Source organism: Pseudomonas sp. D3-10 (assembly GCF_051132175.1).
Taxonomy (GTDB): Bacteria; Pseudomonadota; Gammaproteobacteria; order Pseudomonadales; family Pseudomonadaceae; genus Aquipseudomonas.
Genome location: NZ_CP071668.1, coordinates 2,826,664 through 2,852,049, shown reverse-complemented (window position 1 = coordinate 2,852,049; position 25,386 = coordinate 2,826,664). Strand labels below are relative to the sequence as shown.

22 protein-coding genes are annotated in these 25,386 nt (G+C 62.6%); 8 read left to right on the top strand and 14 right to left on the bottom strand.

The window, feature by feature from the left end; all coding sequences use genetic code 11:
* Positions 1 to 28: 28 nt before the first annotated feature.
* On the top strand, positions 29 to 1,336 hold the full coding sequence (locus tag J3P90_RS12885) for a CitMHS family transporter (protein WP_434647449.1): 1,308 nt from the start codon (positions 29 to 31) through the stop codon (positions 1,334 to 1,336).
* Positions 1,337 to 1,339: 3 nt separating this feature from the next.
* Here the strand turns inward: J3P90_RS12885 and J3P90_RS12880 are convergent, their stop codons facing one another.
* On the bottom strand, positions 1,340 to 2,239 hold the full coding sequence (locus tag J3P90_RS12880; RefSeq protein WP_434676515.1) for an NAD(P)/FAD-dependent oxidoreductase: 900 nt from the start codon (positions 2,237 to 2,239) through the stop codon (positions 1,340 to 1,342).
* 135 nt (positions 2,240 to 2,374) lie between these two features.
* Here J3P90_RS12880 and J3P90_RS12875 point away from each other — a divergent pair, with 135 nt between their 5' ends.
* Positions 2,375 to 2,824 (top strand): Rrf2 family transcriptional regulator, encoded by a 450-nt coding sequence (locus tag J3P90_RS12875; protein WP_434605773.1) that lies wholly within the window; start codon positions 2,375 to 2,377, stop codon positions 2,822 to 2,824.
* A 73-nt stretch (positions 2,825 to 2,897) separates the two neighbouring features.
* Here the strand turns inward: J3P90_RS12875 and mqo are convergent, their stop codons facing one another.
* The 11 genes from mqo to pedF all read right to left on the bottom strand — a co-directional run bounded on the left by mqo (position 2,898) and on the right by pedF (position 16,212).
* Complete coding sequence (mqo, locus tag J3P90_RS12870; RefSeq protein WP_434605775.1) at positions 2,898 to 4,541, bottom strand: malate dehydrogenase (quinone); 1,644 nt, start codon at positions 4,539 to 4,541, stop codon at positions 2,898 to 2,900.
* A gap of 378 nt (positions 4,542 to 4,919) precedes the next feature.
* On the bottom strand, positions 4,920 to 6,125 hold the full coding sequence (locus J3P90_RS12865; protein WP_434558872.1) for a DUF1624 domain-containing protein: 1,206 nt from the start codon (positions 6,123 to 6,125) through the stop codon (positions 4,920 to 4,922).
* Between the two features lie 186 nt (positions 6,126 to 6,311).
* Positions 6,312 to 7,682: an ATP-binding response regulator gene (locus J3P90_RS12860; protein ID WP_434676514.1), complete on the bottom strand. Its 1,371-nt coding sequence runs from the start codon at positions 7,680 to 7,682 to the stop codon at positions 6,312 to 6,314.
* On the bottom strand, positions 7,666 to 8,823 hold the full coding sequence (gene ercA, locus J3P90_RS12855) for an alcohol dehydrogenase-like regulatory protein ErcA (RefSeq protein ID WP_420764037.1): 1,158 nt from the start codon (positions 8,821 to 8,823) through the stop codon (positions 7,666 to 7,668). The genes J3P90_RS12860 and ercA overlap by 17 nt, the downstream gene beginning before the upstream one ends.
* A 130-nt stretch (positions 8,824 to 8,953) precedes the next feature.
* Entirely contained in the window at positions 8,954 to 9,025 is a 72-nt protein-coding gene (gene pqqA, locus J3P90_RS12850; protein WP_003243383.1) for a pyrroloquinoline quinone precursor peptide PqqA, read from the bottom strand.
* A gap of 280 nt (positions 9,026 to 9,305) precedes the next feature.
* Positions 9,306 to 10,826, bottom strand: a complete 1,521-nt coding sequence (gene exaC, locus J3P90_RS12845) for an acetaldehyde dehydrogenase ExaC (protein ID WP_434676513.1) — start codon at positions 10,824 to 10,826, stop codon at positions 9,306 to 9,308.
* 270 nt (positions 10,827 to 11,096) lie between these two features.
* Positions 11,097 to 12,872, bottom strand: coding sequence for a PQQ-dependent methanol/ethanol family dehydrogenase (locus tag J3P90_RS12840; RefSeq protein ID WP_434647458.1), 1,776 nt, complete (start codon positions 12,870 to 12,872; stop codon positions 11,097 to 11,099).
* Positions 12,873 to 13,152: 280 nt separating this feature from the next.
* On the bottom strand, positions 13,153 to 14,088 hold the full coding sequence (locus tag J3P90_RS12835; RefSeq protein ID WP_434676512.1) for a quinoprotein relay system zinc metallohydrolase 1: 936 nt from the start codon (positions 14,086 to 14,088) through the stop codon (positions 13,153 to 13,155).
* Positions 14,089 to 14,104: 16 nt separating this feature from the next.
* On the bottom strand, positions 14,105 to 14,860 hold the full coding sequence (locus J3P90_RS12830; protein ID WP_434676511.1) for a quinoprotein dehydrogenase-associated SoxYZ-like carrier: 756 nt from the start codon (positions 14,858 to 14,860) through the stop codon (positions 14,105 to 14,107).
* A gap of 9 nt (positions 14,861 to 14,869) precedes the next feature.
* Entirely contained in the window at positions 14,870 to 15,745 is an 876-nt protein-coding gene (locus tag J3P90_RS12825) for a substrate-binding periplasmic protein (RefSeq protein ID WP_434676510.1), read from the bottom strand.
* Between the two features lie 5 nt (positions 15,746 to 15,750).
* Positions 15,751 to 16,212, bottom strand: coding sequence for a cytochrome c-550 PedF (pedF, locus tag J3P90_RS12820; protein ID WP_420763890.1), 462 nt, complete (start codon positions 16,210 to 16,212; stop codon positions 15,751 to 15,753).
* A gap of 251 nt (positions 16,213 to 16,463) precedes the next feature.
* Here pedF and exaA point away from each other — a divergent pair, with 251 nt between their 5' ends.
* Positions 16,464 to 18,320, top strand: coding sequence for a quinoprotein ethanol dehydrogenase (gene exaA / locus J3P90_RS12815; RefSeq protein ID WP_434676509.1), 1,857 nt, complete (start codon positions 16,464 to 16,466; stop codon positions 18,318 to 18,320).
* Between the two features lie 146 nt (positions 18,321 to 18,466).
* Positions 18,467 to 19,111 carry a pentapeptide repeat-containing protein gene (locus tag J3P90_RS12810; RefSeq protein WP_434676508.1) on the top strand — a complete coding sequence of 215 codons (645 nt, stop codon included), beginning with the start codon at positions 18,467 to 18,469 and terminating at the stop codon, positions 19,109 to 19,111.
* Positions 19,112 to 19,274: 163 nt separating this feature from the next.
* Here the strand turns inward: J3P90_RS12810 and J3P90_RS12805 are convergent, their stop codons facing one another.
* Both J3P90_RS12805 and J3P90_RS12800 read right to left on the bottom strand, forming a co-directional pair.
* Entirely contained in the window at positions 19,275 to 19,913 is a 639-nt protein-coding gene (locus J3P90_RS12805) for a response regulator (RefSeq protein WP_434605787.1), read from the bottom strand.
* Entirely contained in the window at positions 19,910 to 21,166 is a 1,257-nt protein-coding gene (locus J3P90_RS12800; RefSeq protein WP_434605789.1) for a histidine kinase, read from the bottom strand. The genes J3P90_RS12805 and J3P90_RS12800 overlap by 4 nt, the downstream gene beginning before the upstream one ends.
* A 363-nt stretch (positions 21,167 to 21,529) precedes the next feature.
* Here J3P90_RS12800 and J3P90_RS12795 point away from each other — a divergent pair, with 363 nt between their 5' ends.
* Genes J3P90_RS12795 through J3P90_RS12780 form a run of 4 tightly spaced genes read left to right on the top strand, consistent with a single transcriptional unit; the run spans position 21,530 to position 25,228 of the window.
* On the top strand, positions 21,530 to 22,696 hold the full coding sequence (locus J3P90_RS12795) for an ABC transporter substrate-binding protein (protein ID WP_434676507.1): 1,167 nt from the start codon (positions 21,530 to 21,532) through the stop codon (positions 22,694 to 22,696).
* A gap of 26 nt (positions 22,697 to 22,722) precedes the next feature.
* The gene (locus J3P90_RS12790; protein ID WP_434676506.1) at positions 22,723 to 23,712 is read left to right on the top strand and encodes a YVTN family beta-propeller repeat protein; all 990 of its coding nucleotides are present in this window, start codon (positions 22,723 to 22,725) and stop codon (positions 23,710 to 23,712) included.
* Positions 23,709 to 24,440: an ABC transporter ATP-binding protein gene (locus J3P90_RS12785; RefSeq protein ID WP_434676505.1), complete on the top strand. Its 732-nt coding sequence runs from the start codon at positions 23,709 to 23,711 to the stop codon at positions 24,438 to 24,440. The genes J3P90_RS12790 and J3P90_RS12785 overlap by 4 nt, the downstream gene beginning before the upstream one ends.
* The gene (locus tag J3P90_RS12780; RefSeq protein WP_434676504.1) at positions 24,437 to 25,228 is read left to right on the top strand and encodes an ABC transporter permease; all 792 of its coding nucleotides are present in this window, start codon (positions 24,437 to 24,439) and stop codon (positions 25,226 to 25,228) included. The genes J3P90_RS12785 and J3P90_RS12780 overlap by 4 nt, the downstream gene beginning before the upstream one ends.
* The last annotated feature ends 158 nt before the right edge of the window (positions 25,229 to 25,386 follow it).

Below are 25,386 nucleotides of genomic sequence, written 5' to 3'. Positions count from 1 at the left end.
CGACAAGAATAAAAAGAGAGGCTGCAACATGATTACAACCCTGGGTTTTTTGATGATGCTTGCCATCATCGGACTGATATTGCTGCGCAGGATCAGCCCGGTGGTGGCGTTCACCACCCTCCCCGTGATCGTTTGTCTGCTCGCGGGGTTCAACCTCGGGCAGATCGGCGAATTCATCAAGGCGGGCCTGATCACGGTTGCGCCGACTGCCGCGCTCTTCCTGTTTGCCATCCTGTTCTTTGGCATCATGCGTGACCGGGGGTTGTTCGATCCTCTGGTCAACCTGCTGATCCGCAGCACGGGCGGCAAACCCCTGGCTGTGGCGTTGGTGACCGTATTGGTGACGTCGGTGGTGCACCTGGATGGCGTGGGCGCCGCCACGTTCCTACTGACCATCCCGGCGCTACTGCCGTTGTACAAACGCTTGAACATGAGCCCGGCGATGTTGCTGTGTCTGGTGGGCACCACGGCGGGCGTCATCAATATGGTGCCTTGGGGCGGCACGACCGCCCGCGCCGCCGCGGTGTCGGGCCTGGACGCCACCGAGCTGTGGCTGGGCTTGCTGCCGGTGCAGATGGTGGGCCTGGTGTGCATGCTTGGGGTGGCGACGATATTGGGTATGCGCGCGCAGCGTCGCCAACCGATGTCGCTGGGGGCGGCCGCAACGTGTGATGTAGATGGTCTGCAAACCCAGGATCGCGAATTCAGTCTTTCTCCCCGGGAGCCGCGCTACTGGCTGAACGTGGCCCTGACCGGTGGCATTCTGGTGTGCCTGTTCACCGGTATTTTCCCTTTGTATGCGTGTTTCATGGTGGGACTGGGCATCGCCCTGCCGCTGAATTTCCCATCCCTGGACGCCCAGGCCGAACGCCTCAAGGCTCATGCATCCGATGCACTGCAGATGGTCCTGGTGATGATGGCTGCCGCCGTCCTGCTGGGCGTGCTCTCCGGCGCGAAGATGTCCGACGGCATGGCCTTGGCGCTGATCGATATCCTGCCTGCGGGTTCTGCCCAATACCTGCACGTGATCGTCGGCTTCTTCGGCGTGCCCCTGGGCATGATTTTTTCGCCGGACGCCTATTATTTCGCCCTGCTACCGGTGATCAGGGACGTGGCCGCCGCGGCCGGCGTTCCCCTCGAAGCGGTCGCCCGGGCCATGTTGATCGGCGAGAACACCGGGTTCTCCATCAGCCCGGTGGTGCCCAGCGTCTACCTGGCGCTTGCGTTGTCCGGCGTCGAACTGCGCAAGCACATGGCCTATACGTTTTTCTGGGCCTGGGGCGTCAGCCTGGTGATGCTCGCTTTCGCCGTGGCAACCGGCGCGGTACAGGTCTGAGTTTCAAGGGTGGGTCTGGAAGATCAACGACCGATGCACCCCGGAGCCCGCCCTCACCCCATCACCAACGGCCAGCGCGACCGAGCCGAACGGCATCGCCGCGTCGCCACAAGCAAACACCCCGGGAATGCTGGTTTCCCGGGTCATCGGGTCGGCCTGGATGAACGCCCCGAGCGGGCCTTCTTCAAAGTTGCAACCCAGGGATCTGGCGAGGGAACTGGCAACGCGGGTATGCGGCAAGACAAACAGGCCTTCAATGGCGATCACTCGCCCGCCCGCCAACACCACATTGGCCCGATCGCCTTCAATACGTTCGACACGTTCCGGCACCAAGGTCACACCGCGTTGCGCCAGGCTGTCCTGTTGCTCACGGTCAGGCTCGAACACACCATTGGTGAAAAACGTCGTCGGGCCCCAGTCGGGCAGCATCAAGGCATGGTGCAGCGACATCGGCGACGTCGCCAGCACACCAATCGGCCCTTGCTCCAATTCATAGCCATGACAGTACGGGCAATGGAAAACGTTTTTTCCCCAACGCTCCCTCAATCCTGGCACATCGGGCAACTCATCGATCACGCCGGTGGCGAGCAACAGGCGTTTGGCACTGTAGCGTTGTCCCCGGGCCGTTTCGACGACGAAGCCGTCCGCGTCGCGGGTGGCGTGGATCGCGCTATCCGACAGCCATTCCACGGTCGGGTAAGCCATGAGTTGGGCACGGGCGTCACTGGCAATGTCACCCGGCGCGCGGCCGTCCTGTCCGAGGAAACCATGGGAAGTCGCTGCAAACCGGTTGCGACGCTGGTCGGCGTCGATTACCAGCACCTTTTGACGGGCGCGGGCCAATTGGAGGCCAGCGGACAGGCCGGCGTAGCTGCCGCCAGCGATGATGATGTCGTGTTCCATGGGGCGATCTCCGTTTTCCGAAGGCATGGGATTTTCTCGAAACATCGTATGTTTCTTGAAAAGCGCCTGTCAATGGTCTCGTAACTTTTGCGATTACAGGCGATACTCCGCGCAGATTTACCTTCGGACCCGCCCATGAGAAACGACACCCGCCTATCACGCATGCTGCACGTCTTGATTCATATGGATCGCCACCAGCAATCGGCGACCTCCGACACCCTCGCCCAGATGCTGGGTACCAACCCGGTCGTGGTGCGCCGAACCATGGCGTTGCTCAAGGAACGGGGTTACGTCACTTCGGAGAAAGGCCATCGCGGTGGATGGAGCCTGGCTAAACCGTTGGCGGAGATGACGCTGCTGGACATTCATCAGGCGTTGGGCAGCACGTCGATTTTCGCCATCGGCCTGTCCACTGATCATCCGCAATGCCTGGTTGAACAAGCGGTGAATGCGGCGCTGACGGATGCGTTCGATGAGGCCCAGGCGTTGTTGCTTGAGCGTCTGGGCAGTATCACGTTGGCCCAGTTGGCGGAGGATTTTGATACGCGGTTTCGGGACGAGCCCAAGGTCGAGCGTCACCTCTGATTCCTGGCGCACGCACATAAAAAAGCGCCGCTCAATGAGCGGCGTTTTTTTACCTGACCAGACAGCGTCCGGTTTACAGCGCCATGTCAGCCGCTGGATTGGATTGCCGAGCAGCAGCCGGCTGGGCCGGAGCTACAACGGTGCCAGCCTTGCCGATAGCCGGTGGCGGGTCCAGTTGCAGCACTTCGCTGGTGTAGGCCCATTCCTGCGCAACACGCTCAGGGCTTTCGTTCAGCTTGGTGCCGTAGCTCGGTACGATCTGGCGCAGTTTTTCCTGCCAGGCCGGGGTGGCGACTTTGTCCTTGAAGACTTTTTCAAGCACGGTCAGCATGATCGGCGCAGCGGTCGAGGCACCTGGCGAGGCGCCCAGCAGGCCGGCGATGCTGCTATCCTGGGAAGCGACGACTTCAGTGCCGAGTTTCAGCACGCCGCCCTTCTCTTCGTCACGCTTGATGATCTGCACGCGCTGGCCGGCTTGCCACAGGCGCCAGTCTTCCTGCTTGGCGTCCGGGAAATACTCTTTCAGAGCATTGAAGCGGTCTTCGTCCGACAGCATCAGCTGACCGGCGAGGTATTCCACCAGCGGGTACTGTTCGATACCGACCTTGGTCATCGGCCACACGTTGTGGGTCGTGGTGCTGGTCAGCAGGTCAAAGTACGAACCGTTCTTCAGGAACTTGGTGGAGAACGTCGCGAACGGGCCAAACAGGATCACGCGCTTGCCATCAAGCACGCGGGTGTCCAGGTGCGGCACCGACATCGGCGGCGCGCCAACCGAAGCCTTGCCGTAGGCCTTGGCCAGGTGCAGCTGAGCGATGGTCGGGTTTTCGGTCACAAGGAACGAACCACCCACCGGGAAACCGGCGTATTCACGGGCTTCTGGAATGTCAGCCTTCTGCAGCAGGTGCAGCGCGCCGCCACCGGCACCGATGAACACGAACTTGGCGTCGGTCTCGGTTTCGGTCCCGTCTTTGAGGTTCTTGTACGAAACGCGCCAGGTGCCGTCTTCGTTGCGGGTGATGTCTTCCACTTCGCTGGAAAGCTTGAGGGAGAAGTTCGGCTTGGATTGCAGGTGAGCTGCGAACTGACGGGTGATTTCGCCGAAGTTCACGTCGGTACCCAGCGGACTCCAGGTGGCCGCGACTTTCTGGCTCGGGTCACGCCCTTGCATCATCAGCGGAACCCATTTGCTGATCTGCGCCGGATCCTCGGAGTACTGCATGCCGGCGAACAGCGGGCTGGCCTGGAGCGCGTCGTAGCGCTTCTTCAGGAACGCGATGTTGTCATCACCCCAGACGAAGCTCATGTGCGGCGTGGAGTTGATGAACGAGCGCGGGTTCTTCAGCACACCGTTCTTGACCTGCCAGGACCAGAACTGACGGGAGATCTGGAACGCTTCGTTGATCTCGATGGCCTTGACGATCTCGACCTTACCGTTCTTGTCTTCCGGCGTGTAGTTCAGCTCGGCCAGCGCGGAGTGACCGGTACCGGCGTTGTTCCAGCCGTTGGAGCTTTCTTCGGCAACACCGTCCAGGCGCTCGATCATTTCCATGGTCCAGCCCGGCTCCAGCTCATTGAGCCAGACGCCGAGGGTCGAACTCATGATGCCGCCACCAATGAGCAAGACATCCACTTTTTTCGGCTCGGCGGCGTGCGTGGTCGCAAGACCCATCGCCATCGCCAGGCCCAATAGCGCCGTGTGTGTTTTCTTCAACATGTGTGTATCCCTAGGATGGAACGCCATTCCGTCCTCCGATTTCGTTCAAGCATCAACCACACCCCATTGCGGCAAGGCCGGCGGGCGGGTATCGAGTGGACTGGAGGATGGACCTACAGGGGCCGAGCATATCGGCCTCACATTTATGTCTCTCCGGCGCTGACTTCTTGTAGGTCTTGGCTTCAGCTGGGTGAGGGACACTGCAAAACGGTCTGGATCGGGCCCGGCGTGGCCGTGCCCGATTGTCGCAGCGGGGGGAGTTTACAGAATGAACCAAACAGACCGAAGCGTATTTTTACATTCCAGGCAAAAACGCCGACCAAATGGCGGCGTTTTAATGGCTCGGTTGCGTCCCGCAAATATCGCGGTTTCGCCAAATCAGAGGTACTTGAGGAGCGAGATATCGCGACGGCGTTGTTTCAAGGCGGCGAACCAACGTGTTGGAAAAAACAGCACGACGGCCAGCATAACGCTCCACAACCAGACCATTGGCAAGTGATCGAAGCCGAAATACGCGCCCTGGTTGGTTCCCCACAAGGCGACCGCAACCAGGTACATGGCCTTCAGCACGTAGAGGTGCAGCAAGTAGAAAAACATCGGCGCGCCGCCGTAGATCGCCAGTTTCGCGATGCTCCCCCGCTCCTGGGCTTTTTCGAACAGGGCCAGCAGGATCAAGCCCAGCCCCAGCGTCGGCATGAGAAACATCAACGACGGCGGATATTTCGTCGCACTCATGAAACTCATGAATGTGCGCAACCCATCACCGGTCTGGACCCAGGGTTTATCACCATAGACATTGACATAGCGGATCAACGCGAAGGCGATCAATAAGCCAAGGCCGACCATGAACAACCGCCGCAGGCGCACGGCGGGCTCCACGTCCTTGGCGAACCATGGCCCGATACCCCAACCCAGCAGGATCACGCCGATCCATGGCAGCACCGGATAGGTGGTGCGGGCCCGGGTGAACTCGGTGATGTCGATGAACGCCCGCTGGTGAAGAATCGACCACGGCACGAAAAACGGTGAATCCGGCCCGAGCACGATACCGTCCAGCAGGTTGTGCCCAGCGACGATGGCGACCCCAAGCACAATCAGCCAGCTGCGCTTGAAATGCAGCAGCGCCGCCAGGACGATCATGCAGATCCCGATGCACCAGATCACCTGCAACCACAGCGTCTTTGGCGGAAACTCGGCGTTCCACGCGAAACACACGAACGTCAGTTCCAGAAACACCAGGAACAGACCGCGCTTGAGCAGGAACACCGAGGTCTGGCCGGCGGTATGTTTCTGGCTGTAGAGCCATGCCGACAAACCGGTAAGGAAGATGAACACGGGCGCGCACAGCGTGCTGAGCAAACGGGTGAAAAACAGGTCCGGGGTCACGCTCAGGGCATCGATCGGATCAGTGACCTGACGATGCAGAAGAAACGTTTCGCGCACATGGTCCACCAGCATCAACAACATGACGAATCCCCTCAGGGCGTCGATGGCGAGCAAGCGTGTGGCGGCTGTTGCGGTGGTGGATGCAAGGGTCGGCGCGATGACAGCGGCTGGGCTTGTCGCGCTTGGGGATAGACTCATGGCGGTACTCGGGCGGTCGTGGTCCGGACAAGGCAGATGAGAACACCTGCCAAATGAAAGCGGATAACATAACACGAATACCTGCAAATGCCTCGTTCTTGTGGGAGCGAGCCTGCTCGCCAAAGCGGCTTGTCAGCCCCATCATTTCCGTTGACCCAGCGGCCACGGGGCTCTGTGTACGGCGGCCTATGCGAGCAACTGGCTCAACACCGCCCGCAACTTTCCAGGCTTGACCGGTTTGTTCAGCAGCGGCGCGTTCAGTTTGCGCAAGGTGCGGCGGCATTGGTCGCTGCGGTCGGCAGTGATGATCACGGCGGGAATCGCCCGCTGGAAATGCTCGCGCAGATGCCTGACCACCTCGCAGCCGACCACACCATGATCAAGGTGGAAATCCGCCAGGATCAGTTCCGGGGCACGGCCCCGCAGAACGTCGAGGGCAGCGGCTTGATCGGTGGCGGTCAGCACTTCACAACCCCACTGTTCCAGCAGCGCCGCCATGCTTTGCAGAATGCTCACTTCGTTATCGATGACCAACAGCCTTCGACCCGGCAGCGGATTGCCCGCCACTGGCTGGACCGGGACCTGGGACATGGGCAGCGGCCGCTCGGCCGACAGCGGCACGTCGATGCTGAACACCGAGCCGCGTCCCGGCCGCGAACGCACCTGCACCCGATAACCGAGGATATGGGCAATGCGTTCGACGATCGCCAGTCCCAGGCCCACGCCCTTGCGATCCGCCGCACGACCGACGTCCAGTTGGTTGAACTCCAGGAAGATCGACTCCAGGCAATCGGCGGCAATGCCTCGCCCCGTGTCCCAGACTTCCAGACGCAACCGCCCTCCCCGACGCCGAGCCGCCAGCAGGATGCCGCCCTGGTCGGTGTATCGGCAGGCGTTGCTGAGCAGGTTGCGCAGGATGCGAGTGATCAATCGCAGATCCGTCAGTACCGCGTCATCGGCAAACCGCACGCGCAATTCCAGGCCCGCGGCACCGGCCACCGATTGGAACTCGGACACCAGCGGCGCGAGTAGCTCATCCACTCGATAAGGCGCCAGGTCCGGCCTGACAGCAGCTTGATCCAGGCGGGAGATGTCCAGCAGGTCAGTGAGCAAATCCTCGGCGCCTTCGAGCGCCTGGTGGGTCCGCTCCACCAGTACGTGTTCCGGGGCGGGCAGTTGCCGCTCGCGCAACGTCGCAATCAGCAAGCGCGCGGCGTTGAGTGGTTGCAGCAGGTCATGGCTGGCGGCGGCCAGGTATTTGTCCTTGCTGCGGTTGGCCGCCTGGGCGGCGTCCCGGGCATCTCGCAGCTGTTGCTCGACCAGCTCGCGCTGGGCAATTTGCTGCTGCAGGTTGTGATTGGCCTCCAGCAACGCATCGGTGCGTTCGGCCACCCGTTGTTCCAGTTGATCATTGAGCTGTTGAAGGTGCCGTCGGGCCTGCTCCAGCTCATCGAGGCGCGCCGCCAGTTCAGGGTAGTGGCTTTTGCGTGTCGAGTGGTTGCCCAGCCCCAGCAAGCCTGCCAGGGCTTTTTGCTGCTCCTCAGAGGGCTTCGCCATAGACGACCTCGACATCCCGCTGGCTCGACTCTCGAGGGTTGGTGAGGATGCACGGATCGTCCATCGCATGTTGCGACAAGAATGGAATGTCCGACGTGCTGACGCCATGCAGTCCGAGGGTTTCATGGAAGCCGATGGTGTGCTTGAGGGCGATCAGGTGCTCCACCAACCGGGTGCGGATCTGCCGATGGTTGAGGCCCCGGCAATCGATGCCCAGGGTCTCGGCAATCACTTTGAAACGCTCCGGTGCCGAGGTATAGTTGAACGCCACCACATGTTCCACCAACACTGCGTTGCACAACCCATGGGGCAGATCGAGGAAGCCACCCAAGCTGTGGGACATCGCATGCACGGCGCCGAGGATCGCATTGGAAAATGCCAACCCGGCCTGCATGCTGCCGAGCATGATCTTCTCCCGCAGGGCGACGTCCGCCGGGTTGGCGATCATCTGCACCAGGTTGTTGTTGATCAGCCGCATTGCCTCCAGGGCATGGGGATCGGTCAGCGGCCCGTGGCCCGTGGAGACGAACGCCTCGATGGCGTGCACCAGGGCGTCGATACCGGTACAGGCGGACAGGAACGGGTCCATGCTCAGGGTGGTTTCCGGGTCGATCAGCGACACGTCCGGCACCGCCGCCTTGCTGACGATGGAAAATTTCATGCGTTCCTGCTGGTTGGAAATGATGACGAACTGCGAGACGTCGGCCGAGGTGCCGGCGGTGGTGGGAATCAGGATCAGCGGCGGGCTGGGCACGTGCAGCGTATCCACGCCTTCGAATTCAAGGATGCTGCGGCCATGGGCAACCACGATCCCGATCGCCTTGCCACAGTCCATGGGGCTGCCGCCACCGACCGCGACGATGACGTCGCAATGGTTCTCGCGGTACGTCTCGGCACCGAGCATCACTTCCTCGACCCGTGGGTTGGGCGAGACGTCGCTGTAGAGGCAGTAATCGATGCCCTGGGCTTGCAGGCTGGCTTCGACATCGCCGACCCAACCGGCGGCGATGACCCCGGGATCAGTCACCACCAACACCTTGCGCGCGCCGAAGGTCTTGGCGTAGTTGCCGACGTTGTGCCGACATCCTGCGCCGAACATGATTTCAGGGGAAACGAACTTGCGCAGCGGGCTGAGGCTCATTTTTTCAGGGGGGCTCATCGGTAAGCCTGTTGTTATTGTCATGGGATACGTTGAGCCTAAAGCATCCCGCCATGAATGCAATCCGACCAATGGGGAGCCCGGCCCGAACGCATCAGGCCGGGCCGGCGCCTCATCGGTTGGCGAAGTACATCGTCACTTCAAAGCCGATACGCAGGTCGGTGTACGCGGGTTTAGTCCACATGGGTCTTTCCTCTTCTTGTACCGGGCGATTCCGGCAGGTTCATTAATGCACGGGGCGACCAGGGCTCGAATGCTACTTTCGAAGCAGTGGGTGGGGTGCGTTGGTACTGGAGCAGCGAGCACTTGTGGCGAGGGAGCTTGCTCCCGCTGGGCTGCGCAGCAGCCCCAAAATAGCAGCCACACAATCAATATGTGCATCAAGGAAAGGGCCGCTTCGCGGCCCAGCGGGAGCAAGCTCCCTCGCCACAGGGTCACTGCAACTGCCTTGTTATCTCCCAGGGTCAGAAGAACCCCAGCGGATTGATGTCGTAGCTCACCAACAGATTCTTGGTCTGCTGGTAATGGTCGAGCATCATCTTGTGGGTTTCACGCCCGACGCCGGATTTCTTGTAGCCACCGAACGCCGCATGAGCCGGGTACAGGTGGTAGCAGTTGGTCCAGACGCGACCGGCCTTGATCGCCCGGCCCATGCGGTAGGCGCGGTTGATGTCGCGGGTCCAGAGGCCGGCACCGAGGCCGAACTCGGTGTCGTTGGCGATCGCCAGGGCTTCGGCTTCGTCCTTGAAAGTGGTCACGCCCACCACCGGCCCGAAGATCTCTTCCTGGAACACGCGCATCTTGTTGTGGCCCTTGAGCAGGGTCGGCTGGATGTAATAGCCGCTCGACAAGTCTCCTTCAAGGCGTTCGGCCGCGCCGCCGGTAAGCAGTTCGGCGCCCTCTTGCCGGGCGATGTCCAGGTACGAAAGGATTTTGTCGTATTGCTGCTGGGACGCTTGGGCACCGACCATGGTCTCGGTGTCCAGCGGGTTGCCGCGCTTGATCTTGGCGATTTTCTTCATGACCTCGGCCATGAACGGCGCATAGATCGATTCCTGCACCAAGGCACGGGATGGGCAGGTGCAGACTTCGCCCTGGTTGAAGAACGCCAGCACCAGGCCTTCCGCCGCTTTCTCAATGAACGCCGGCTCGGCTTGCATGATGTCTTCGAAGAAGATATTCGGCGACTTGCCGCCCAGTTCCACGGTGGACGGGATGATGTTCTCGGCTGCGCACTTCATGATGTGCGAACCCACCGGTGTGGAGCCGGTGAAAGCAATCTTGGCGATGCGCTTGCTGGTGGCCAAGGCCTCACCGGCCTCGCGGCCAAAACCATGGACGATGTTCAACACGCCGGCCGGCAGCAGATCGGCGATCAGCTCGACGAACACCGTGATCGACAGCGGCGTCTGCTCCGCCGGCTTGAGCACGATGCAGTTACCGGCGGCCAGGGCCGGGGCGAGTTTCCAGGCGGCCATCAGCAGCGGGAAATTCCACGGGATAATCTGCCCGACCACGCCCAGCGGCTCGTGGAAATGGTAGGCGGTGGTCAACTCGTTGATCTCGGCGGCCCCGCCCTCTTGCGCGCGAATGCAGCCGGCAAAGTAGCGAAAATGGTCGGCTGACAACGGTACGTCGGCGTTAAGGGTTTCGCGCACGGCCTTGCCGTTGTCCCAGGTCTCGCTGACCGCCAGGATTTCCAGGTGCTGTTCGATGCGGTCAGCGATTTTCAGCAGTATCAGGGAGCGGTCCTGGACCGACGTCTTGCCCCAGGCATCGGCGGCGGCATGGGCCGCGTCCAGGGCCTTGTCAATGTCGGCGGCGCTGGAGCGCGGAAACTCGCCGATGACTTCGCCATTGACCGGCGAAGTGTTGGTGAAATACTCGCCGTGGACCGGCGCGACGAACTCGCCGCCGATGAAATTGCCATAGCGCGGTTTGAAGGAAACGACGGCGCCTGGGGTTCCGGGTTGTGCGTAGATCATGATGGGCCTCTGCCTGGTCGATGCCTGTCGCGGGACAGGCGATAGGCCGATGGTAGAGAGCCCCGCGCGGTGGACGAATGCGTCATTGGCAGGGGGCTCTCTCGTTATTTGGTCGTAGGTTTGTAAGCGATAAGCGCAAGTTCAAGGCCGGCGCAGGCCCTTGTGGCGAGGGAGCTTGCTCCCGCTGGAGTGCGCAGCACTCCCCGCTTTTGGCGGCTGCTGCGCAGCCGAGCGGGAGCAAGCTCCCTCGCCACGGTTCTCGGCAAGGTTTTAGCGCTTGGCGACAAGTTCCTTCGGCAACTTGAAGGTCCAGAGCATGCCGCCCTGGTTGAAGTCCTTCACGCGCTTGGCCACTTCACCGCCCCACAGCGGCACCGCACCGCCCCAACCCGAGACCACGGAGACGTACTGTTCGCCGTCCATTTCCCAGGTGATCGGCGAGCCCAGCACGCCGGAGCCGGTCTGGAATTCCCAGACCTTTTCCCCAGTCTTGGCGTTGAACGCCTGCAAGAACCCTTCAGGCGTACCGGTGAACACCAGATTGCCCCTGGTGGTCAGCACCCCGCCCCACAGCGGCGCGAAGTTCTTGTGGCGCCACACTTCCTTGCCGGTTTTCGGGTCTATGGCCCGCAGCACGCCGATGTAATCCTCGTTCAGCGGCTTGATGGTGAACCCAGCGCCGAGAAACGCCGCGCCTTTCTTGTAGGCGATGCCTTCGTTCCAGATGTCCATGCCCCACTCGTTGGATGGCACGTAGAACAGACCGGTGTCCTGGTTGTAGGCCATCGGCATCCAGTTCTTCGCGCCGAGGAATGCCGGAGCGACGAACACTGAGCTGCCCTTGGCCTCGCTGCCCGGCGCACCCGGACGGCTGGCCTCGTTGTAAATCGGACGGCCATCCTTGTCCAGGCCAGTGGCCCAGGTGATCTTGTCGACGAATGGGAAGCCGCGGATGAACTTGCCGTTGGTGCGGTCGAGCACGTAGAAGAAGCCGTTACGGTCGGCGGTCGCCGCCGCCTTGATGTCTTTGCCGCCGTCCTTGTAGTTGAACGAGATCAGCTCGTTGACGCCGTCATAGTCCCAACCGTCATGGGGCGTGCTCTGGAAGTGCCATTTGATGGTGCCATCGTCCGGGTTCAGGGCCAGGCGCGACGACGAATAAAGGTTATCGCCAGGGCGCAGGTGGGAGTTCCACGGTGCCGGGTTGCCGGTGCCGAACAGCAGCAGGTTGGTCTCCGGGTCGTAGTAGCCGCCCAGCCAAGGCGCGGCGCCGCCGGTTTTCCAGAGATCGCCCGGCCAGGTCTTGCCCGCCTCGCCGCCGGAAATACCGTTCTCCACGGCCTTGCCGTCCTTGTAGACGTAGCCCATGTGGCCTTCAACGGTCGGCCGGGTCCACAGCAACGCGCCATTTTTCGGATCGAATGCGGTGATCTGGCCGACCACGCCGAATTCGCCCCCCGCCACGCCGGTGATGAGCTTGCCATTCACAACCATGGGCGCGGCGCTGATGGAATAGCCTTCCTTGTGGTCGGCGACCTTCTTGCTCCACACCACTTTGCCGGTGTCCTTGTTCAGGGCCACCAGCTTGGCGTCCAGCGTGCCGAAGAACACCAGGTCGCCATACAACGCCACGCCCCGGTTGATCACGTCGCAGCAAGGGCGGATGTCATCGGGCAAGCGCGCGTCGTATTGCCAGAGCTTCCTGCCGGTGCGCGCATCCACCGCAAACACCCGAGAGTAGGAGCCGGTGAGGTACATCACCCCGTCCTTGATCATGGGCTGGGCCTGTTGACCGCGCTGCTTTTCACCGCCGAAAGAGAACGCCCAGACCGGACGCAGGTCCTTGATGTTATCGACATTGAGGGCATCGAGCGGGCTGTAGCGCTGGCCCTGCACGCCCAGGCCGTTGGTCACGACCTGCTGCGGATTCTTCGGGTCCTGGAGAATTTCCTGGTCGGTCACGGCGGCCAAGGCCGAGCCGGACAGCAGCATGGCACTGAGCAGCAGGCTTACGGCGAAGGGCTGGCGACGTGCGGGATGAATCATGGCGGCTACCTCTGCGGTTATTGTTATACCCGGGAAATTTTCCCGGTCTGTCGCAGATTCTTGGGCCGGGGGCCGCCGCCAACAATTGCCCGCTGTGTTGAGTTTTCTAGTTCCTTGGTACACATAGAGGTAAGCAAATACCCCGTGGCGAGGGAGCTTGCTCCCGCTGGGCTGCGCAGCAGCCCTTCTGTTGTCCCCCTGGTTATCAATGTTGACTGGCTATCTTAGGGCCGCTGCGCGCCCCAGCGGGAGCAAGCTCCCTCGCCACGGGGATGTGTGATCAGTCAGGGTTTCGGGTATCCACCCGCGTCATCCCCGCCCGCTCATAACGCGGGTAAAGATGACTGACGCTGCGGATCAACTCATACCGGCTCAAGCTGATCCCGGCGAAGCGCTCGGGGATGGGGCTGCGGATCATTTCGGCCATGTCGTCGCCCCGGGCGGCGCCCTCGCGCATCAGTTGGTCGAGCCAGCCGAGGTAATCGTGCATCTGTGCGAAAGGCCGGGCGTCGATGGCCACCGGGCCGTGGCCGGGGACGATCTGCTTCCAGGGCAGCGCCTGCAGCGTGTTCAGATCGTTGAGCCAGATATCCACGCCGGGGCTGTTCGGGGTGGTCAGGGCCCGTTCATAAAACACCAAATCACCGGCAAACAGCACGCCGGTGGTTTCATCGAGGATCGCCAGGTCCGCCCCGGTGTGCCCGGCCAACGCAAGCAGGCGCAGCGAGTGATCGCCGACCTTCAGCGTACCGGGGCTCAGCGCCTGAGTCGGCAAAACCACTTCGGTGCCGCGCATCCAGTCGCCCACCAGCCGGTACATGTTTTCCGCCATCGCATCGCCCTGCTGTCGCAGCAGGTCCGCGGTGCCCGCCAGCGCACCAACAGGCACGCCGTTGAAGGCCTGGTTGCCCAGCACATGATCGGGGTGATGGTGGGTCAGCAGCACCTGGATCACCGGTTTGTCCGTCGTCGCCGCGATGGCCTGGCGCAGCGCCTCGCCGTAACGCTTGGACGGACCGGTGTCGATGACCACCACCCCGACGTCGGTGACGATGAACGCCGTGTTGACGATGTTGCCACCGTTGGCCTTGGCGAAATTATCCGTGCTGCCTTCCAGCAGCCAGGTGCCCTCGGCGATCTGCCGGGGCTTGAGGGAATAATCGGAGGACCACGCCGGCAGGCACAGTCCAAGACAGATCAGCAACAACCAGCGCATGGCGCGCTCCTTGTGGTCAGGGAATGGCCGCCTCGAATTCGTTGCCGCTGTTGTCTCGCAGCACCAGGCGGGTCTGTCCCGGGCCTTGGATGTCGAAGCCCAGGTTGGGGTTTTCACTGACCGCCGGGAACAGCTCCAGGCGCGCCAGCAGCTTGCCGTCAGCGTTCAACAGTTGCGCCTGGTTGAGGAAGAACTCAGGGATGCCGCTCACCAGGCCGTTGTCCATGGGATGGGCTATCTGCAAGCGCAGGCGATTCGAGTCCCCACGCGGGTAGCGCCCGCCCAGCACTTCGCCCAGGTGTTCTTCCCAACCCGGTTGGGTGCGCACCACGCTGGGCGCCGTGCAACCACCACCGGCCGCGTCGATCAAGGCCGAGCCGACGTGCCACAGGCCGTCGCGGGTCTGTACGGCGGCACGTAACGGCGTGGCCTGCTCGATACGAATGCGGATCGACAGCCACGGCAGCACCCGCTCCGAAGGTTGGAAGTCGACGATTTTCGGCAGTGGGTTGAGCTCGGCCCACGCCAGCACTCGTACGACATCGCCGGTGAACGCCCTGGCATCGATTTCCAGCGGCACCTGCCGCGCATCTTCGGCAAAAGGTGGCACCAGCAGCCGCACCCGGTCGTCGAAAACGAACGGTGCGTCCGCCAGCAATTGCTTGTGATAGAAGGCCCACATCACCGATGGCACCGGGTCCTTTCCCGGCTCGATTGCGCTCACCATCAATGGCAGCCAGCCCAACAGCAGCCCCAACACACGCCAGTTCATCCTGCGCTCCTATTGGTACATTTGCGGTACTTCGTAGCGCAGGCCATAGCGGGCATACACCGCCTTGAGGCTGCCGTCGCGAATCAAGCCTTCCAGCGCCTCCTCCACCGCATAGGCCAGCTGACGGTTGCTTTCATGCACCGCCATGCCGATCTCCCAGCGCTGCTTACCCATGTTCGGATAAGCGTTTTCAGCAAGGGCCAACTGCGGGTCGGCAGCCTGATGTACTTGCCAGTCGATCTCGCCGCGCATCGCCATGACCGCATCGACTTCGCCGGCCTGCATGGCCCCGAAGGCTTTGGCAACGCTGGGGTAATGGCGGGTCTTGGCACTGAGCATGCCGTTGAACACCGAGGTCAGGTAGAACGATGGCACGCTGTCGACTTCGACGCCGATGGGGTGCCGCTGGAACACCGCGACACTGCCCACCGACGCCAATCGACGGCGGTCATACGCCACCTGCCAGCACTCCTGCTGATATGGCCCGAACATCACGACCTGGGCGTTTTCCCGTTCGCCAATGTCGTTGCGCCGCTGCACATAGTCGTGATCGTACGGCACTCGCATCATCAGGTCGGCCAGTTGCCGGTCGTGCAGCGGACTGCTGCGCCAGATGTAGTCGCGCAGGTCATCGTCGAGCTTCTCGCCAGGCGGCGCCCACATCAGTTTCAGCCGCACGCCCATGGCCTTGGCCAAGGCCTGGGCCAATTCAACGTCGACGCCCCTGGGCTGGCCCTGGTCTTCGAAACTGTAGGGGGCAAAGTCCTTGTAGACCGCGACCTTCAATTCGCCGTCGGCGATCATCTGGTCATAGCCGCGGACCTGCGCCTGCACCGCCGAGCCCCACAGCAACAGGCTGCACATCACCCAGGCGAACAGGCGCATGGCGGTCACTCCTCGACGTGTACGCTGTCCAGATAGGTCCGCACCGCCCACAGCGCTTCCTGGCTCAGGTAGTCGGCCATCTTCGGCATATAGACCCGGCCGTCGCGCACCGCGCCATGGCGCACCCGTTCGACGAACCATTCGTCACCGGCTTCGGCGGCATCGAGCATGCGCAAGTCCGGGGCGATCCCGCCGGACTTGGCTTCCAGGCCATGGCAGGCCGCGCAGTTCTGGTTGTACGCCGATGCGCCGATTTCGACGGCTTTGTCCCGTTCGGGAGCATTGCGATAGGGGTTTTGCGAGGCCCAGCCATCGGCATCCAACGGCAGGTTGGTGTCTTTGATCGGGGTCAGTCCCTGGGTTTCCACTGCCTGGGGCACTACGTTGCCATGGGCCCATGCGGAGCCTGCGCCGGTCAGCCCCATCAGCAATGCGGTAGCGATGATGGCGTTGCGTTTTGTTGTCATTGTTATGCCCTCGAAATTGCACGCAAGACCTCTTCGCAGAGGCCGTGCCGTCATCTTAGGAACCGTCTGCCGCCAACCGAATGCTGCTTTGGTGGTCGCGGTCTAGTTCCTTGGTAGCAGGCCATCCGACGCTAGTCGCAAAGACAGGCGCCCTGGGAAGTTTTCCCGGCGAGGGCGGGATTTTTTCCGTATCGGACCAGGGGGGCGAGACCCGACCCTAGTCAGGCCAAAACCTCACTGGGAATCCCACCATGACAATAAAAACGCTCCCTGCCCTCTCGTCCCTGACCGTTGCCTTGCTGCTGGCCGGCAGCCTGTCCCTGGGCCCACAGGCCAACGCCGCCGTTACCTGGGAAGACATCGCCAACGATCACCTGACCACCAAGGACGTGTTGCAATACGGCATGGGCACCAACGCCCAGCGCTGGAGCCCGCTGGCCCAGGTCAACGACAAGAACGTCTTCAAGCTGACCCCGGCCTGGTCCTATTCCTTCGGCGACGAGAAGCAACGCGGCCAGGAATCCCAGGCCATCGTCAGCGACGGCGTGGTCTACGTCACCGGCTCGTACTCACGGGTGTTCGCACTCGACGCCAGGACCGGCAAGCGCCTGTGGACCTACAACCACCGCCTGCCGGACAACATCCGCCCATGCTGCGACGTAGTTAACCGGGGCGCGGCCATCTATGGCGACAAGATCTACTTCGGCACGCTGGACGCCCGGGTCGTCGCCTTGGACAAAAACACTGGCAAGGTGGTGTGGAACAAGAAGTTCGGCGATCACGCCGGCGGCTACACCATGACCGGCGCCCCGGTGCTGATCAAGGACAAGACCAGCGGCAAGGTTTTGCTGATCCATGGCAGCTCCGGCGACGAGTTCGGCGTGGTCGGGCAATTGTTTGCCCGCGATCCGGACACCGGTGAAGAAGTCTGGATGCGCCCCTTCGTCGAAGGCCACATGGGGCGGCTAAACGGCAAGGACAGCACCCCGACCGGCGACGTCAAGGCGCCGTCCTGGCCCGACGACAAGACCACCGAGACCGGCAAGGTCGAGGCCTGGAGCCACGGCGGCGGCGCGCCCTGGCAAAGCGCCAGTTTCGATCCCGAGACGAACACCATCATCGTCGGCGCGGGCAACCCCGGCCCGTGGAACACCTGGGCGCGCACGGCGAAGGACGGCAATCCCCACGATTACGACAGCCTCTACACCTCCGGGCAGGTAGGCGTCGACCCCAGCACCGGTGAAGTGAAATGGTTCTACCAGCACACGCCCAACGATGCCTGGGACTTTTCCGGCAACAACGAACTGGTGCTGTTCGACTACAAGGACAAGGACGGCAAAGTGGTCAAGGCCACCGCCCACGCCGACCGCAACGGCTTCTTCTACGTGGTGGACCGCAACAACGGCAAACTGCAGAACGCCTTTCCCTTTGTCGACAACATTACCTGGGCCAGCCACATCGACCTGAAGACTGGCCGCCCGGTGGAAAACCCTGGCCAGCGTCCGGCCAAGCCATTGCCCGGTGAAACCAAGGGCAAGCCGGTGGAAGTCTCACCGCCATTCCTCGGTGGCAAGAACTGGAACCCCATGGCCTACAGCCAGGACACCGGGCTGTTCTACGTACCGGGCAACCAGTGGAAAGAGGAGTACTGGACCGAGGAAGTCAGCTACAAGAAAGGCTCGGCTTACCTGGGCATGGGCTTTCGAATCAAGCGCATGTATGACGACCACGTCGGCAGCCTGCGAGCCATGAACCCCACCACCGGCAAGGTGGTGTGGGAGCACAAGGAGCCGCTGCCATTGTGGGCCGGTGTGCTGGCGACGAAGGGCAACCTGGTGTTCACCGGTACTGGCGATGGCTTCTTCAAGGCCTTCGACGCGAAAACCGGCAAAGAGCTGTGGAAGTTCCAGACCGGCAGCGGCATTGTCTCCCCGCCCGTCACTTGGGAGCAGGACGGCGAGCAATACATCGGCGTGACCGTTGGCTACGGCGGCGCCGTACCGTTGTGGGGCGGAGACATGGCCGAACTGACCAAGCCGGTGGCCCAGGGCGGTTCGTTCTGGGTGTTCAAGATTCCGAGTTGGGATAAGGCGACGGCGCAGAAATAACCTGAACCCAACTGGGTCCTGACCCACACCACCCCCTGTGGGAGCGAGCTTGCTCGCGATAGCGCAGTATCAGTCAACATCAATGCCGGCTGAACCACCGCCATCGCGAGCAAGCTCGCTCCCACAGTTAACATCGAGTTCCTGCCATGAAATTTTTGCCATTACTGCTTCTGTTCATCGGCGCCGTTGCCCATGCCGATGACCCCGACACCCCACTGACCCTAAACGGCTGCCTCATTGCCGAATCCAGCCAATGCCCCGGCGCTAACCTGCGGGGCGCCCACCTGGCCAACCAGGACCTGCGCAAGATGAACCTCGCCGGCGCGGATCTGCGCGACGCCGACCTGCGCCATGCCCGGCTGGACCTGGCGAATCTAGAGAAGGCCCAGCTACAGGGCGCCAACCTGAGTCGCGCGAGCCTGCAACAAAGCAACCTTCGCCTGGCGGACTTCAGCGGTGCCACGCTCAAGGCGATCCAGGGCTGGGGGCTGTTTGCCCAGGGCGCGCAGTTTCAGCGAGCCGACCTGACGGCCGCCTATCTCCAGTTCGCCCGCTTGTCCGGCGCCCGCCTGCACGACGCCAACCTGCAAGCCGCCGACCTGGAAATGGCCTGGCTGAGCAAAGCCGACCTCAAGGGCGCCGACTTGCGCGATGCCAACCTGCAAGAGGTCAAACTGGGCGAAAGCAACCTGGAACAGGCCAACCTGACGGGCTCGCGGCAGCATTACGGGAATTTCCAGGATGCGAATATGCAGGGGTGTGTCGGATGCCCAACGTCTTGGGAACAATGAAGCTCCCGTGGCGAGGGAGCTTGCTCCCGCTGGGGTGCGAAGCAGCCCCAATTTGTACGACTCAATTAACCTGACACACCGAGGCGCCGGCCTTGGGGGCGCTTCGCACCCCAGCGGGAGCAAGCTCCCTCGCCACAATTGGCCGGCATTTCAAGTCAGGGACTCACCCCGCCACCCGCACCACTCCCATATCGATCCCCAAATGCACCAACTCGGCATGGGAACTGACCTGCAACTTACTCTTGAGCAACGTCAGGTGGTTGGACACGGTCTTGGCGCTGATGCATAGCTGTTCGGCAATGGTGCGCGCGGGAGTGCCATTGGCGAGCATGACGAAGATCTCCAGCTCGCGCTGGGTCATCGATTGCAGGCGTGGATCGCTGTCGTGGCGGGTGGTGGCGCAGGCCAACTGAGTGGCCAGGGCCTGCTCGATGTAGGCATGGCCGGCCAGCACTCGCCGTACCGCCTCGATCAATACCTGCGGCGCCGAATTCTTGGTCAGGTAGCCCGCAGCGCCCGCGTCCAACGCCTGGCGAACCAACGGCAACTCGTCGTGCATGCTGAAGAACAGCACCCGCAGTTGCGGCAAGCGTTGACGCAGGCGCCGGGTGGTTTCCAGCCCGCTGATCCCCGGCAGGCCGAAGTCCATGATCACCAGGTTCGGCACTTGTTCCTGCACCTGGCTCAACGCCTCTTCGCCGCAGGCCGCTTCGCGCACCTGCAGCTGTGGCATCAAAGTCCGCAACAAGCTGGCGTAGCCCTGCCGAACCACGGCGTGGTCGTCCACCAACAAAATGTTCATGAGGCCTCCAAGGGAATATTCAAGGCCAGCGCCCAACCCGCCCCGGGCCGGCTGATGATGCGCAGCTCACCACCAAGGCTGCGCGCCCGTTCCGCCATCGAATGCAGGCCCACGCCGGCCCGGGAGGGCTGCTGGGCACCGCGTCCGTTATCGCGCACCCATAGCCGCAGGCGACCGGCGCGGTGCTGCATGCGGATCCGCACCTGGCTGGCGTCGGCATGCCGTGCGATGTTGGTCAGCGCTTCCTGCAACAGGCGGTACAACTGAGCCTTGTGCGATGCGGCCAATGGCGGCGGTGCTCCATCGACCCGTAACTGACAGGCGATGCCGTGGCTGTCCTGCCATTGCCGGGCCAACAATTCAATGGCCTCACCCAACGGCAGATGCTGGAGCACGACCGGATACAAGTCGTTGACCAAGGCGCGAAAGCCTTGCTGCAAATGATCGCAGTGTTCTTCCAATTCGTTGGCGGTCTGCTCCAGCACGGGCGGCTGATGAATCACCAGGCGCAACAAACAGGCCCTCGCGCGAATACCTGCCACGTACTGGCCCAAATCGTCGTGCAAGGTTTGCGCGAGGGACCTGCGCTCCTGCTCCTGGACGGCCAGCAACGCCTGGGTCAGCCGCGCATTGTCGGCCCGAGTCTGGCCCAGGGCGGCGGTCATGCGGTTGAAATGCGCCGCCAATTGCTGGGCTTCCGATAGGCCCTCGGGCCGCAGATGCACTTGCAGGTCGCCGCTGGACACCTGGTGCAACGCCTGTAGCAACTCGTCCAGCAGGCGCATACCCCGGCGCACCGCCCAGCGGATCGCCAGCAGGCTGAGCAGCAACGCCATCGCGCAAACGCCAAGCAACTGCACCAGGGAATCGAAGATTTCATCGACTTCGTCACCGGGGTCGACGGCAATCCAGGCCCGACGACCGTCCTGCAACTCGACGATCTGGGCGGCAGGCCCTTGGGCCAGGAGTCGACGCCCCAACCAGGCGTTCAAGCCAGGCTCCTGTGCCGGCGCGTTTTCGCCGGGCGCCAACCAGCGCACCCGAACGTGACGCAGGCTGCCGGTGAGCCGCGACTGGAGGCTGGCCGGGTCGCGCTGGGCAGTCTCGCGCAGGTAATGCACCACCGACTCGGCCGATTGCAGTTCGCGTCGCACATCCACCGTGGCCTGGTGCAACAGCAGCGTTGCGCAGGCCAGGGTGACCAGGGCGAAGAACGCCGTGACCCAGAGATTGATGCGCCAGAGGGCAGACATGGTCAGTGCTCCAATCTGCGAATCACACCGGCCCCCTGTGGGAGCGAGCCTGCTCGCGAAAGCGAAGGCACATCCAACATCAACGTCGGCTGGACCAACGCTTTCGCGAGCAGGCTCGCTCCCACAAAGGACACTTTAGGTCGATCCACGCCTATCAAACTCAGGATCAGCAACAACGGCAACAGCAGCGTCTTGAACATTCGCACGGTCTGTCCGCTCCCTGATGAATGACAATTGAAAGCATCCTAAAACCCCGGCGCCTGGGGCGAGCTACTACCTTGGTACTGCCCCAGCGGTACTTTCTGCATATTTCCCCGGCATCACGGCCTTCCTATGCTGGCGCTACCTGCAATGGAGGACGTCATGCGCTGGCTTGTCAGTTACGCCCTGATCTACCTGTTGGCCGCATCGACCGCTCAGGCCAGCGATGCCGCGCCGTTGCAGGTGCGCATCGGCTACCTGGGTTACCGTCCCGACCCCGGCCCGCTGCTGTCCAACGTCATCGCTGAACCCAACGATGCCGGATTGCGCGGCGCCGAACTGGCGATCATCGACAGCAACAGCACCGGGCGATTTCTCGAGCACGACTACCGTCTAGAAAGCGCTAACGTCGACAATTCCCAAGCACTGCTGGAGGCCGCCCGTGCCCAGCATGAACAGGGCCTGCGTTTGTTCGTGGTGAATGCGCCAGGCGAAAGCCTACGCCAGCTCAGCGCCGCCCTGCCCGACAGCCTGCTCTTCAACGCCGGCAGCCCCGACGACAGCCTGCGCACCAGCGGCTGCCTGAGCAACGTGCTACACACCCTGCCCGACCGCGCGACACTGGCCGACGCTTTGATCCAGTTCAGCGTCGTGCGCAAATGGCAGCGGGCCTTGCTGATCGTCGGCCAGACACCCGAAGACCAGGCCTACGCCGCTGCATTGCGCCGGGCCGTGAAACGCTTCGGCATGAAGATCGTCGTCGAGAAACCTTGGCAGTTCGATAACGACCAGCGCCGCAGCGCCCAGGCCGATATACCGCTGTTCACCCAGGCCGCCGAGTACGACGTGGTGCTGGTAGCCGATGAGCGCGGCGACTTCGGCGAATACGTGCCCTATCAGACCTGGCTCCCGCGCCCGGTCGCAGGGACCCAGGGACTGACGCCCACCGGTTGGCACAAGACCGTCGAGACATACGGCGCGGCGCAGTTGCAAAAGCGCTTCGAAGCCTTGGCCGGCCGCTGGATGAACGACCGCGACTTCGCCGCCTGGATCGCCGTGCGCAGTATCGCCGCCGCCGTGAGCAAGCTGCGCCAGGACGAGCCATTCGCCATTCGCCAACTGGCCCTCGGCGACGAGCTACCGCTGGATGGATTCAAGGGCCGCAAGCTCAGCTACCGGCCCTGGAATGGTCAACTGCGCCAACCGATTCCCCTGGTTCAGCCTCGGGCCTTGGTCAGCACGTCGCCCCAGGACGGTTTTCTCCACCCGTCCAACGAAATGGACAGCCTGGGCTTCGACCGGCCCGAAGTGAGCTGTCGCTACCCCTGATCGATCACAACAATAAGGAAAACGCCATGCGCCGCCCCCTGCTCAACCCGGCTCTGCTTTGCCAAGCCCTCGCCCTGGGCGCCTCGCTGCTCCTTGCCGGTCCCGCTGCCGCCAGTATCGCCTGGGTCTCCAACGAAAAAGACAACAGCCTCAGCCTGATCGACCTGCAGAGCCTGGAAGTTGTCGATACCTTGCCGGTAGGCCAGCGCCCGCGAGGCTTGTTGTTGTCCCATGACAACCGCCTGCTGTACATCTGCGCCAGCGATTCGGACCGCGTCCAGGTGATGGACGTCGCCACTCGCAAGATCATCAAGGAGCTGCCTTCCGGCAAGGACCCGGAGCAATTCGCCCTGCACCCCAACGACCGCTGGCTCTACGTTTCCAACGAGGACGATGCGCTGGTCACAGTGATCGACACCCATACCTCCGAAGTGCTGGGCCAGATCGGCGTCGGCGTCGAGCCCGAAGGCATGGCCGTCAGCCCCGACGGCAAGTGGGCGGTCAACACCAGCGAAACCACCAACATGCTGCACTGGATCGACACCAGCACCCAGACCCTGGCCGACAACACCTTGGTGGACCAACGGCCGCGTTTCGTCGAGTTCAGTCGCGACGGCACGCAACTCTGGGCCTCGGCGGAGATCGGCGGGACGCTGACCATCCTCGACGTTGCCTCGCGCCAGGTGCTCAAGACTCTGACCTTCCAGATCAAGGGCGTGCACCCGGACAAAGTGCAGCCAGTGGGCATCAAGCTCAGCGCCGACGGCAAGCTGGCATTCGTCGCCCTGGGCCCGGCTAACCATGTGGCAGTGATCGATGCCAAGACTTTCGAAGTGCTGGATTACCTGCTGGTGGGCCGACGCGTCTGGCAGCTGGCGTTCACCCCGGACCAGAAGCAACTGCTGGCAACCAATGGAGTCAGCGGCGACGTCTCGGTGATCGACGTGCAGAGCCGCAAGGTGCTCAAGTCGGTGAAAGTCGGCCGCTATCCCTGGGGCGTGGTGGTGACGCCATGAACGCCTTGGAGGTCAGCGACCTGAGTTTCGCCTATGGTGCGCGGCAAGCCCTGCGTCAGATCAGCTTCAGCGTACCGGCCGGACGCTTCGCCGCCCTCCTCGGACCGAACGGCGCTGGGAAGTCGACGCTGATTGCGCTGCTGACGCGCCTGTACGATGTTCAGCGCGGCGAGATCCGCGTCGGCGGTCATTCATTGCGCACGTCACCGCACCAGGCGTTGCGCCAGTTGGGCGTGGTGTTCCAGCAAAGCACGCTCGACCTGGACCTGAGCATCGAGCAGAACCTGCGTTATCACCTCGCGCTGCATGGCTTTTGCCGGCGCCAGGCCGATGCCCGAATTGAAGCCGAACTGGCCCGCCAGCAGTTGACCGAACGACGTCACGAGCGGGTGCGCCACCTCAATGGCGGACACCGGCGCCGGGTGGAAATCGCCCGGGCCCTGCTCCACGAACCGCGCTTGCTGCTGCTGGACGAGCCGAGCGTCGGGCTCGATCCGGCCAGCCGCCAGGCTTTGGGGCAACACATTCGCCAACTGTGTCGCGAACAGGACATCAGTGTGCTCTGGGCCACGCACCTGCTGGACGAAGTGCAGCCCAGTGATGACCTGCTGATCGTGCATCAGGGCCGGCTGGTCGCCAGCGGACGGGCCGAGGACGTGAGCGAGGAACACGGCGGCAGTCTCGGCTCGGCCTTTCATCGATTGACCGCCTCGGGAGTTGCCGCATGAACGCGTATTGGCAATGTTTCCTTGGCGTCGTGATGCGCGAATGGCTGCGCTTCGTCTTGCAACGCACGCGATTGCTCAGCGCACTGGTGCGACCGTTGTTGTGGCTGCTGGTGTTCGCCGCCGGCTTCCGGGCGGCGCTGGGCATCGCCATCATCGCGCCCTACGACACTTACATCCCCTATGAGGTGTACATCGTGCCGGGGCTGGCCTGCATGATCCTGTTGTTCAATGGCATGCAAGGCTCGCTGTCGATGGTCTATGACCGCGAAATGGGCAGCATGCGCGTCCTGCTGACCAGCCCCCTGCCCCGGGCCTTTTTGCTGGCGAGCAAATTGCTCGCAACCTCGCTGATCTCGCTCTTGCAGGTCTACGCCTTCCTCGCCATCGCCTGGCTCTACGGTGTCCAGCCGCCAGCCATCGGCGTTCTGCTGGCATTGCCGGCCTTGCTTTTGGTGGCGCTGATGCTCAGTGCCCTGGGCCTGTTGTTGTCCAACGTGATCCGCCAGCTGGAGAACTTCGCCGGGGTGATGAACTTCGTCATCTTCCCGATGTTTTTCCTGTCTTCGGCGCTGTACCCGTTGTGGAAAATGCTCGAAGCCAGCCCCTGGTTGTACTGGCTGTGCGCGGTGAACCCCTTCACCCATGGCGTGGAGCTGGTGCGGTTCGCGTTGTATGGGCAATTCAATGTGCTGGCGATGGTTGTGTGCGTGGGGCTGACGCTGCTGTTCGCGCTGCTGGCGGTGTGGACGTTCAATCCGCAGCATGCGGCGTTGCGCAAGGCCAATTGACCTACCTGATACACACAGCCCCTTGTGGGAGCGAGCCTGCTCGCGAATGCGGTAGACCAGACACATCTATGCTGCCTGACCCACCGCTTTCGCGAGCAGGCTCGCTCCCACAGGGGATTTGTGTGATCCGTGATGAAAATTACTACTTTAGTACCGTT